Origin of the sequence: Actinomadura rugatobispora, assembly GCF_042656285.1 — a bacterium.
Taxonomy (GTDB): Bacteria; Actinomycetota; Actinomycetes; order Streptosporangiales; family Streptosporangiaceae; genus Spirillospora; species Spirillospora rugatobispora.
This window is the reverse complement of sequence record NZ_JBHSON010000088.1, coordinates 39,386-50,699: the sequence shown is the minus strand read 5'-3', so window position 1 is coordinate 50,699 and position 11,314 is coordinate 39,386. Positions and strand designations below refer to the sequence as shown.

The window sequence follows — 11,314 nt, the reverse complement described above, 5'->3', positions numbered from 1 at the left end:
GCCTGCGCCGGCGCCGGTCCCGCCCGTCCCGGCGCCCGGCGGCGTGGAGCGCCCGTACGAGCCGGACGTGCCCGGTCCGGAGAACCTGGACTCCCTCACCGTGACCGCCACCCGGGGCGAGGGGCGCGGCGTGACGGTCGCGTTCGACCGCCGCAGCCGTACCGCCGACGGCTCGGTCCCGGCGGCGCCGCGCCGCTTCGTGTTCCTGTTCGACCGCTCGATCGGGTTCAACCCGGAGGCGTTCCCCACCTGCTCGGCCGAGCTGATCGAGGAGAAGGGCGCGCAGGCGTGCCCGCCCGGCTCCCAGGTGGGCTCCGGCCGCTCCACCAGCGCCGACGGGACGCTGCGCGACGTCTTGGCCTTCAACGCGAAGGTCGGGGCCCTGCGCGGTGTCCTCGTCGTGATCCCCGACACCGGGGTGATCCTGGAGCAGACCTTCGAGCGGGCCGCGCCGCCCTACCGCGGCGCCGGCTACCGCTGGACGCTGGACGAGATCATCCCGCCCGACGGAAACCCGCCCGGACAGCGCCAGGGGACGGCGCGCTTCGAGCTCTCGTTCGGCGCGACCCGCACCGTGAACGGCCGCCCGGTCGGATTCGCCGAGACCTCGGCGCGCCCGGGAACGAACATGAGGTTCGGCCTCTGGAGCGAATTCGTCACCGGCCAGGTGGTGCTCCCGGAGGACACGGCCAAACTGCGTTAAAGAACGCCGGAAAGGGCGCTTCCCGAAGCAGCGGAAGCGCCCTCGTCGGCATGCCCGGAAAAGCACAAGGGTGGTTCCGGCAGACCCAGGATATGCAGGCCGATGGCATCCGGAAAAGGCACCGAGAATTCTGTGGACGACCCCATCAGAGCAAAGGAAGAAGGACGCATGAGAAAATTCACCTGGCCCGCGGCGGCCGTCGCGCTCCTGGCCCTGCTGCCCGCCCTCACCGGCCCCGCCGCGGCGGACGCCCCCTCAGCTCAGGCCGGGCCGCCGGACGCCTACATCGTCCCCGGCGACCGCGCGTTCCCGACCGGCATGGCCCTCGACCGGAACACCGGCCACTTCTACGTCGGCAGCGCAGAGGACGGCACCCTCTACCGAGGGCACGTGACGCAGCCCCAGGTGAAGGTCTGGTCGCCCAGTGGCCAGGACGGCCGCCGCCTCACCTCGGGCATGGCCGTCGACGCGGCAGGGCGCCTGTACGTGGGCGGGGCCGACACCGGCACCCTCCGCGTCTACGACACCCGCACGCAGCGTCTCCTGGCCACGCTGCGGGGCGTCCAGGGCGGGTTCGTCAACGAGATCACCGTCGCCGGCGACGGCACCGTGTACGCCACCGACTCGTTCGAGCCGGTCATCTACCGGATCACGCGGGACGGCGACCGCTGGGAGATCGAGAACTGGTTCGACGTGGCCGCGTCCCCGATCCGGTGGGTGGACGGCCGGCACAACCTCAACGGGATCCTGGCGGTCGGCGGCCACCTGCTGACGGTCAACAGCAACACCGGGGAGCTGTGGCGGATCGACCGGAGCAGCGGCGCGGCCGTCCAGGTCGACCTGGAGGGCCACTCGCTGCGCAACGGGGACGGGCTGGCCTGGCGCGACGGGCGGCTGCACGTCGTGCAGGGCAACCTCAACGACACGCCCGGCCTGGTGCCGCAGGTCGCGGTGGTCGCCCTGGCGCCGGACCTGGCGCGCGGCCGGTACGCGGCCCGGTACGTGCCGCCCGGCGGCTTCCGCCACCCGAGCGCGATCGCGCTCACCGGGACGCGCGTGATGGTGGTCAACAGCCAGTACAACCGCTGGGTCGCGGGGCTTCCGCCGGAGACCCTGCCGTTCACCGTCTCCAGCCTTCCCCTGGACGGCGCAGAGCCCGTCCCGGCCGGGTAGCGCGCGTTTCCACGGCCGCCCGCACGGATGTGTCCGCCCCCCGGGCCGCCTGTGCGGGCCCGGCGGGCGGTCGCCGGGCCCGGACAGGCCCGGCGACCGGCTCAGAAGGCCTCGACGGCGCGGCGCGCCTCGGGGTCGAGCACGCCCCAGGTGATGAGCTCCTCGGTCAGCTCGGTCGGGGACTTGTCATAGATGACCGCCAGCGAGCGCAGGTCCTCCTGGCGGATGGACAGAACCTTTCCGTTGTAGTCGCCCCGCTGGCTCTGGATCGTCGCGGCGTAACGGGCGAGGGGACCGGCCTTGTCCTTCGGAAGCTGCTGCAGCCGCTCGAGGTCGATCACGAGCTTCGGCGTTGGCCCGAGCGGGCTCGGCGCGGCTCCGCCGGGCAGCAACTCGGAAACCGGCACGCCGTAGAAATCGGCGAGCTCGGCCAGCTTCTGAACGGTGACGGCGCGGTCGCCCCGCTCGTACGAACCCACGACGACGGCCTTCCAGCGGCCTCGGGACTTCTCTTCCACACCGTGCAGGGACAGGCCCTGCTGGGTGCGGATGGCGCGCAGGCGCGCGCCGAGAGCCTTGGCGTATTCAGACGGCATTTGGGCCCCCAGGCTCACTATCGTCGTTGTGGTCGGCCCCGGGAGGGTTTCCCGGGGGGAGTCAGGTCCTTCAGGCTGTGACGCCGTAAAGCTCTGTCTCCAGGGATGGTTACGGACAGTGACGGTAAAACGGGGACGGCCTCAGGTCAAGCTGATTGGAAAAAAGCGGTCGAATCCGCAGGTCTCGATCCGGGCCGTCCGGATCGTCCGAAGGGTCCAAGATGCCCCGGTCACATGCGTCCCGCCCGTTCCGGACGGGAGGCCGGCGACCTCCCCGCCCGGCTGCGCACCGCCCGTGACGCGCCCGATGTGATGCCTCTCACCTGCTAAGACGCCCTCCGGCCCGAGGACGGGGCAACGATCCGGTCCTGCTACGGTGAGACGGACAAGACGTCCTTTAAGACCCGTCCCGTGAGGCGGGAAAGGAGGTTCCGGCGGTGAATGCTGCCTCGAAACCGGGCGGACCGGCCGGGGCGCGCGTGGCGGACGGTGAACCCCGCCGCGGCGACCCCCCGAAGTCGCCCGCACACGACCCCGCGACCGGACCGGCGACCGGACCCGCGACGGCACCCGGTGCCGGAGCCGGGCGCCACGCCGTGGACGGGGCCGCGCACAAGGCCGTCCTGGAGGCCCCCGACATCCGTCGCGCGCTCACCCGGATCGCGCACGAGATCCTCGAGCGCACCAAGGGCGGCGAGGGCGTCGTCCTGCTCGGCATCCAGACCCGCGGCGTGACGCTGGCCCGCCGCCTGGCCGCCCAGCTGGAGGAGGTCGAGGGCCGCCGCGTCCCCTGGGGGTCGCTCGACGTGACGATGTACCGCGACGACCTGCGGATGAAGCCGGCCCGCGCGCTGGGCCGCACCGAGCTGCCGCCCGAGGGCGTGGACGACCGGATCGTGGTGCTGGTCGACGACGTGCTGTTCTCCGGCCGCACCGTCCGCGCCGCCCTGGACGCGCTCAACGACCTGGGCCGCCCCCGCGCCGTGCAGCTGGCCGTGCTGGTCGACCGGGGCCACCGCGAGGTGCCCATCCGCGCCGACTACGTGGGCAAGAACCTGCCCACCTCGATGCGCGAGAACGTGAAGGTGCTGCTGGCCGAGAACGACGGGCGCGACGCCGTCCTGCTCGGCCCGGCCGCCCGCAAGGACGCGGAAGGCCCGGCCGGCCCGGCCGGGCGGGGGGAGCGCGCGTGAACCGCCACCTGATCTCGGCGGCCGACCTGACCCGGGACGACGCCCTGCTCATCCTGGACACCGCCGAGGAGCTGGCCCAGGTGTCGGGCCGCTCCACCATCAAGAAGCTGCCGACGCTGCGGGGCCGCACCGTGGTGAACCTCTTCTTCGAGGACTCCACCCGCACCCGGATCTCGTTCGAGGCGGCCGCCAAGCGGCTGTCCGCCGATGTGATCAACTTCTCCGCCAAGGGGTCCAGCGTGTCCAAGGGCGAGAGCCTGAAGGACACCGCGCTCACCCTGGAGGCGATGGGCGCCGACGGCGTGGTGATCCGGCACGGCGCGTCCGGCGCGCCGCACCGGCTGGCCGGCTGGGTGCGCGGCAGCGTGGTCAACGCCGGCGACGGCACCCACGAGCACCCCACCCAGGCGCTGCTGGACGCGTTCACCATGCGCCGCCGCCTCGGCGCCCTGGACGGCCGCAGGATCACCATCGTGGGCGACGTCCTGCACAGCCGGGTGGCACGATCCAACGTCCTGCTGCTGCACACCCTCGGCGCCGAGGTCACCCTGGTGGCCCCGCCGACGCTGCTGCCGGTGGCGATCGACACCTGGCCCTGCGCGGTCTCCTACGACCTGGACGCCGTCCTGCCCAAGAGCGACGTGGTCATGATGCTGCGGGTGCAGGCCGAGCGGATGAACGCCGCCTACTTCCCGACCGTCCGCGAGTACAGCCGCCGGTACGGCCTGGACGGCGAGCGGATGGCGCGGATGGCCGACGACGCCATCGTCATGCACCCCGGCCCGATGAACCGCGGCGTCGAGATCGCCGCCGAGGTCGCAGACTCGGTCCGCTCCACCATCGTCGAGCAGGTCGCCAACGGCGTCAGCGCCCGCATGGCCGTGCTCTACCTGCTGCTCGGGGGTTCCGAGCCCGCCATCGGCAAGGAGATCTCCGAAGCATGAGCGAGGACATGACCAAGCCCGTGTACCTGATCAAGGGCGCGCGCATCCTGGGCGGGGAGCCCGCCGACATCCTGATCCGGGACGGCGAGATCGCCGGGATCGGCGCCGGGCTGGACGCCGCCGGCGCGGAGATCGTCCAGGCCGACGGCCTCGTCGCGCTGCCCGGCCTGGTCGACCTGCACACCCACCTGCGCGAGCCGGGCCGCGAGGACGCCGAGACCGTCGAGTCCGGCACCCGGGCCGCGGCGATGGGCGGGTTCACCGCCGTGCACGCGATGGCCAACACCGACCCGGTCGCCGACACCGCCGGAGTGGTCGAGCAGGTGTGGCGGCTGGGCCGCGAGGCCGGGTACTGCGACGTGCAGCCGGTCGGCGCGGTCACCCGCGGCATCCGCGGCGAGCAGCTGGCCGAGCTGGGCGCGATGGCCGACTCGGCCGCCGGCGTCCGGGTGTTCTCCGACGACGGCCACTGCGTCTCCGACGCGGTGATCATGCGGCGGGCGCTGGAGTACGTGAAGGCGTTCGACGGCGTGGTCGCCCAGCACGCGCAGGAGCCGCGGCTGACCGAGGGCGCGCAGATGAACGAGGGCGAGATCTCCGCCCGGCTCGGCCTGGGCGGCTGGCCCGCGGTGGCCGAGGAGGCGATCATCGCCCGGGACGTGCTGCTGGCCCAGCACGTCGGCTCCCGGCTGCACGTGTGCCACGTGTCCACCGCCGGCTCGGTCGAGATCATCCGCTGGGCCAAGGGCAAGGGCTGCCGGGTCACCGCGGAGGTGACCCCGCACCACCTGCTGCTCACCGACGTCCGCGCCGAGACCTACGACCCGATCTACAAGGTCAACCCGCCGCTGCGCACCGCCGAGGACGTGACCGCGCTGCGGGACGCGCTGGCCGACGGCACGATCGACTGCGTGGCCACCGACCACGCCCCGCACCCGGTCGAGGCCAAGGAGACCGAGTGGGCCGTGGCCGCGATGGGCATGATCGGCCTGGAGACGGCGCTGCCGGTGGTGCAGGAGGCGATGGTCGACACCGGCCTGCTCGACTGGGCCGCGGTCGCCGACCGGATGTCGTACCGCCCGGCCCGCATCGGCCGGCTGTCCGGCCAGGGCGCCCCGCTGGAGGCCGGCGCCCCCGCCAACATCACCCTGTACGACCCGTCGCCGCGCCGGCCCGTGGACCCCTCGGCCATGACCTCCAAGAGCCGCAACACGCCGTACACGGGCCTGGAGCTGCCGGGCCGCGTGGTGGCGACGTTCCTGCGCGGCACGCCCACCGTCCTGGAAGGAAAGCTTCAGTGACCCAGACGTCAGCCCTGCTGGTCCTCGAAGACGGGCGGGTGTTCCGCGGCGCCGGGTACGGGGCCGAGGGCGAGACCTTCGGGGAGATGGTCTTCAACACCGGCATGACCGGCTACCAGGAGACCCTGACCGACCCTTCGTACGCCCGCCAGATCGTGGCGATGACCGCCCCGCACATCGGCAACACCGGCGTGAACGAGGAGGACCCCGAGTCCCGCCGCATCCAGGTCGCCGGGTACGTGGTCCGCGAGCCCGCCCGGGTGGTGTCCAACTGGCGGGCCACCGGCTCGCTGGGGTCGGCGCTGCGCGAGCAGGGGATCGTGGGCATCGCCATTCCCGGGACCCGGGCGCTCACCCGCCACCTGCGCGACCGCGGCGCGATGCGCGCCGGGATCTTCTCCGGCGCCGCCTCCGGGGCCCCGGAGGCCGAGCTGCTGGAGAAGGTGCTGGCCAGCCCGTCGATGGAGGGCGCCGACCTGGCCCGGGACGTGTCCACGCCCGACCCGTACGTCATCGCGGCGCACGGGGAGAAGCGGTTCACCGTCGCGGCCGTCGACCTCGGCATCAAGTCGATGACGCCGTACCGGATGGCCGAGCGCGGCTGCGAGGTGCACGTGCTCCCCGCCACCAGCACCGCCGCCGACATCCTCGCCCTCGACCCCGACGGGGTCTTCTTCTCCAACGGGCCCGGCGACCCGGCGGCCGCCGGCTACGCCGTCGAGGCGCTGCGCGGCGTCCTGGACGCCGGGAAGCCGTTCTTCGGGATCTGCTTCGGCAACCAGATCTTCGGGCGGGCGCTCGGCCTGGGCACCTACAAGCTGAGGTTCGGGCACCGCGGCATCAACCAGCCCGTCCAGGACCGCGGCACCGGCAAGGTGGACGTCTCCGCGCACAACCACGGGTTCGCCGTGGACGCCCCCGTGGACGGGCCGTTCGACACCCCCTACGGGCGCGCCGAGGTCAGCCACGTCAACCTGAACGACGGCTGCGTCGAGGGGCTGCGGCTGCTCGACCGCCCGGCGTTCAGCGTCCAGTACCACCCCGAGGCCGCGGCCGGTCCGCACGACGCCTCGGGCCTGTTCGACCGCTTCTGCGAGCTGATGCAGGGGTCGACTCTCACTGTGGAAGGGGCGGAGTAATGCCGCGCCGCGAGGATCTGGGTTCCGTCCTGGTGATCGGCTCCGGGCCGATCGTGATCGGCCAGGCGTGCGAGTTCGACTACTCCGGCACCCAGGCGTGCCGGGTGCTCCGGGCCGAGGGCCTGCGGGTGGTGCTGGTCAACAGCAACCCGGCGACGATCATGACCGACCCGGAGTTCGCCGACGCCACCTACGTCGAGCCGATCACCCCCGAGGTGGTCGAGAAGATCATCGCCAAGGAGCGCCCGGACGCGCTGCTGCCCACCCTGGGCGGCCAGACCGCGCTCAACACCGCGATCGCGCTCTACGAGAGCGGCGTCCTGGAGCGGTACGGCGTCGAGCTGATCGGCGCCGACGTCGAGGCGATCCAGGCCGGGGAGAACCGCGAGCGGTTCAAGGAGGTCGTCGCCAAGGTCGCCGCCGAGCAGGGCCTGAACGCCGAGTCCGCGCGCTCGCTCATCTGCCACACCATGGACGAGGTCCTGGCCGCGGCGGGCGAGCTGGGCTACCCCGTGGTGGTGCGGCCCTCGTTCACCATGGGCGGCGCCGGGTCCGGGTTCGCCCACGACGAGGACGACCTGCGCCGCATCGCCGGCGCCGGGCTGGACGCGTCCCCGACCAGCGAGGTGCTCCTGGAGGAGTCCATCCTCGGCTGGAAGGAGTACGAGCTTGAGGTCATGCGGGACCGCGCCGACAACGTGGTCATCGTGTGCTCCATCGAGAACCTCGACCCGATGGGCGTGCACACCGGCGACTCGATCACCGTCGCGCCCGCGATGACGCTGACCGACCGCGAGTACCAGAACATGCGGGACGTGGCGATCGCGGTGATCCGCGAGGTCGGCGTCGACACCGGCGGCTGCAACATCCAGTTCGCGGTCCAGCCGGGCACCGGCCGCATGATCGTGATCGAGATGAACCCGCGGGTGTCGCGGTCGTCGGCGCTGGCGTCCAAGGCCACCGGCTTCCCGATCGCCAAGATCGCGGCGCGGCTGGCGGTCGGCTACACCCTGGACGAGATCCCCAACGACATCACCGCCGAGACCCCGGCCTCCTTCGAGCCGACCCTCGACTACGTGGTGGTCAAGGTGCCGCGGTTCGCGTTCGAGAAGTTCCCCGGCGCCGACGGCACCCTCACCACCCACATGAAGTCGGTGGGCGAGGCCATGGCGATCGGCCGCAACTTCACCGAGGCGCTGCAGAAGGCGCTGCGGTCCCTGGAGCAGAAGGGCTCGTCCTTCTCCTGGGACGGCGAGCCCGGCGACGCCGCCGCCTGGACCGGGAAGGCCGCCCGGCCGCACGACGGGCGGATCCGGGCCGTCCAGCGGGCCCTGTGGGCCGGGGCGAGCGTCCAGGAGCTGTACGAGGCGACCGGCATCGACCCCTGGTTCCTCGACCAGATCGCCGCGATCAACGAGATCGCCGACGAGATCCGCACCGCCGAGGACGCCCTCACCCGCGACAAGCTGCTGCGGGCCAAGCGGCACGGCTTCTCCGACGCCCAGATCGGCGGGCTGCGCCGGCTGTCGGAGGAGGTCGTCCGGGAGCTGCGGCACGCGCTGGGCGTCCGGCCGGTCTACCTGACCGTCGACACCTGCGCCGCCGAGTTCGCCGCCCGCACGCCCTACCTCTACTCCGCCTACGACGAGGAGACCGAGGTCCCGCCCGGCGACAGGCCCAAGGTCATCATCCTGGGGTCCGGGCCGAACCGGATCGGGCAGGGCGTGGAGTTCGACTACTCCTGCGTGCACGCCTCGTTCACGCTGACCGACGCCGGCTACGAGACCGTCATGGTCAACTGCAACCCCGAGACCGTCTCCACCGACTACGACACCTCCGGGCGGCTGTACTTCGAGCCGCTCACCCTGGAGGACGTCCTGGAGGTGGTGCACGCCGAGCAGCGGACCGGCACCGTCGTCGGGGTGATCGTCCAGCTGGGCGGGCAGACCCCGCTGGGCCTGGCGCAGAAGCTCAAGGACGCCGGGGTGCCGATCGTCGGCACCTCCCCGGAGAGCATCCACCTGGCCGAGGAGCGCGGCGCGTTCGGCCGCGTCCTGCACCGCGCCGGGCTGCTCGCGCCCAAGCACGGCACCGCCTCGTCCTACGAGGAGGCCCGCGAGATCGCCGCCGAGATCGGCTACCCGGTGCTGGTGCGGCCCTCCTACGTGCTGGGCGGGCGCGGCATGGAGATCGTCTACGACGACTCCACGCTGGAGTCGTACATGGCCAAGGCGACCGAGGCGTCCCCCGAGCACCCGGTGCTGGTCGACCGGTTCCTCGACGAGGCCATCGAGATCGACGTGGACGCCCTCTTCGACGGCGAGGAGCTCTACCTCGGCGGCGTCATGGAGCACATCGAGGAGGCCGGGATCCACTCCGGCGACTCGGCGTGCGCGCTGCCGCCGATCACCCTCGGCCACGACGACCTGCGGCGCATCCGCGAGGCCACCGAGGCGCTCGCCCGCGGCGTCGGCGTGCGGGGGCTGATGAACGTCCAGTACGCGCTGTCGGCGGGCGTCCTGTACGTCCTGGAGGCCAACCCGCGCGCCTCCCGCACCGTCCCGTTCGTGTCCAAGGCCACCGCCGTGCCGGTGGCCAAGGCCGCGGCGCGGGTCATGCTCGGCGCCACCGTCGCCGAGCTGCGCGCCGAGGGGCTGCTGCCGGAGAGCGGCGACGGCGGCTCGCTGCCGCTGGACGCGCCGATCGCGGTCAAGGAGGCGGTGCTGCCCTTCGACCGGTTCCGCAACGCGCAGGGGCAGGGCGTCGACACCGTCCTCGGCCCGGAGATGCGCTCGACCGGCGAGGTCATGGGCATCGACGAGGTGTTCGGCACCGCCTACGCCAAGTCTCAGCAGGCCGCCTACGGCTCGCTGCCGACCAAGGGCCGGGCGTTCGTGTCGGTGGCGAACCGGGACAAACGGCACATGATCTTCCCTGTCAAGCGGCTGGCAGACCTGGGCTTTGAGATTCTTGCCACGGAGGGGACCGCCGAGGTCCTGCGCCGCAACGGCGTGCGTGCCAAGATCGTGCGCAAGCACAGCGAGGGTCCCGGCCCCGGCGGCGAACCCACCATCGTGCGGCGCGTCCTCGACGGAGAGGTGGATCTCATCGTCAATACTCCGTTCGGCGGCCCCGGCCAGTCCGGGCCGCGGCTGGACGGCTACGAGATCCGCACGGCGGCCGTGCTGCGCGGCGTGCCGTGCGTGACCACCGTCCAGGGGCTCGCCGCCGCCGTGCAGGGCGTCGAGGCCATCGCGGGCGGCCAGGTCGGGGTCCGGTCGCTGCAGGAGCACGCCGAGCGGATGCGCGGCGCGCACGGCCGGGGGTAGCACCGGGACAGCACTGCACGACGACGAGAGGGAGACGGGTGTCCGACACGCCGGTGCAGACGTCGGCGACGGTACTGACCGTCCGCCAGGTGCAGGACTACCAGGCGCTGACGCTGGTGGCGCCGGCGATCGCCGAGCGGTTCCGGCCCGGGCAGTTCGTGGCGGTGGCCGTCGGCGGCGAGCACACCGGCCGCCTGGTCCGGCGCTGCTTCGGCGTGTACGAGGTCAAGTCGGACTACGGCGGGACGGTCGAGCTGGTCTTCGCCGACCGGGAGCCCGGCACCGCCTGGCTGGCGGGCCGCCGCTCCCGCGACCAGCTCGACCTCGTCGGCCCGCTCGGACGCCCGTTCCGGCTCCCCAGGGACCCCGTCAGCTGCCTGCTGGCCGGCGGCGGCCCCGGGGGCGCCGCCCTGTTCGCGCTGGCCGACACGCTGCGGCGGCGCGGCTGCCAGGTGCACTTCGTGCTCGGCGGCCCGTCCGCCCGCCAGGTCTTCGGCTCCCGCATGGCCCGGCGCATCGGCGACTCGGCGACCGTCACCACCGAGGACGGCTCGCTGGGGGAGCAGGGCGCGATCCGCGACGTGCTGCCCCGCGTCATCCAGGAGACCGGCGCCGACGTGGTCTACGGCTGCGGCCCGACCCCGCTGCTGCGCTCGGTGACCCAGGTGGCGGGGGAGTACGGCCTGCCGTCCCAGGTGTCGGTGGAGTCCTTCCTCCAGGAGACCGGGGCGTGCGGCATCGGCGTCTGCATGACGTGCATGCTCCCCATGCACGGCGACGACGGCGTGACCCGCATGGTGCGGGCCTGCGCCGACGGGCCGGTGCTGCGCGGCGACCGCGTCCGCTGGGGGGACCTCGGCACGATCCCGTTCGACGCCCTGGGCGCCCCCCGCGCCCTCAGCCGTACCGAAGGCACCGACCGATGAAGAACGCGAG

At 72.8% G+C, this 11,314-nt stretch carries 9 protein-coding genes; 8 read left to right on the top strand and 1 reads right to left on the bottom strand.

The genetic code is table 11. The features are described from left to right. The coding region (locus ACFPZN_RS43345; RefSeq protein ID WP_378288516.1) for a hypothetical protein at positions 1–703 on the top strand (703 nt) is incomplete at its 5' end. Between the two features lie 168 nt (positions 704–871). Next, a complete protein-coding gene (locus tag ACFPZN_RS43340) occupies positions 872–1,876 on the top strand; it encodes an SMP-30/gluconolactonase/LRE family protein (RefSeq protein WP_378288514.1) in 1,005 nt (334 codons plus the stop codon). 101 nt (positions 1,877–1,977) lie between these two features. On the opposite strand, the gene bldD is transcribed toward ACFPZN_RS43340, so the two are convergent. After that, positions 1,978–2,472, bottom strand: a complete 495-nt coding sequence (gene bldD, locus ACFPZN_RS43335) for a transcriptional regulator BldD (RefSeq protein ID WP_160819162.1) — start codon at positions 2,470–2,472, stop codon at positions 1,978–1,980. Between the two features lie 596 nt (positions 2,473–3,068). Here bldD and pyrR point away from each other — a divergent pair. Genes pyrR through ACFPZN_RS43305 form a run of 6 tightly spaced genes read left to right on the top strand, consistent with a single transcriptional unit; the run spans position 3,069 to position 11,304 of the window. After that, a complete protein-coding gene (pyrR, locus tag ACFPZN_RS43330) occupies positions 3,069–3,665 on the top strand; it encodes a bifunctional pyr operon transcriptional regulator/uracil phosphoribosyltransferase PyrR (protein WP_378288522.1) in 597 nt (198 codons plus the stop codon). Beyond that, on the top strand, positions 3,662–4,609 hold the full coding sequence (locus tag ACFPZN_RS43325) for an aspartate carbamoyltransferase catalytic subunit (protein ID WP_378288511.1): 948 nt from the start codon (positions 3,662–3,664) through the stop codon (positions 4,607–4,609). Before pyrR ends, ACFPZN_RS43325 begins: the two co-directional genes overlap by 4 nt. Then, the gene (locus ACFPZN_RS43320; RefSeq protein WP_378288509.1) at positions 4,606–5,910 is read left to right on the top strand and encodes a dihydroorotase; all 1,305 of its coding nucleotides are present in this window, start codon (positions 4,606–4,608) and stop codon (positions 5,908–5,910) included. The genes ACFPZN_RS43325 and ACFPZN_RS43320 overlap by 4 nt, the downstream gene beginning before the upstream one ends. Then, positions 5,907–7,049: a glutamine-hydrolyzing carbamoyl-phosphate synthase small subunit gene (gene carA / locus ACFPZN_RS43315; protein ID WP_378288507.1), complete on the top strand. Its 1,143-nt coding sequence runs from the start codon at positions 5,907–5,909 to the stop codon at positions 7,047–7,049. The genes ACFPZN_RS43320 and carA overlap by 4 nt, the downstream gene beginning before the upstream one ends. Beyond that, a complete protein-coding gene (gene carB / locus ACFPZN_RS43310) occupies positions 7,049–10,378 on the top strand; it encodes a carbamoyl-phosphate synthase large subunit (RefSeq protein ID WP_378288504.1) in 3,330 nt (1,109 codons plus the stop codon). Before carA ends, carB begins: the two co-directional genes overlap by 1 nt. Positions 10,379–10,416: 38 nt before the next feature. Further along, complete coding sequence (locus ACFPZN_RS43305; protein ID WP_378288502.1) at positions 10,417–11,304, top strand: iron-sulfur cluster-binding protein; 888 nt, start codon at positions 10,417–10,419, stop codon at positions 11,302–11,304. Positions 11,305–11,314 lie beyond the last annotated feature (10 nt).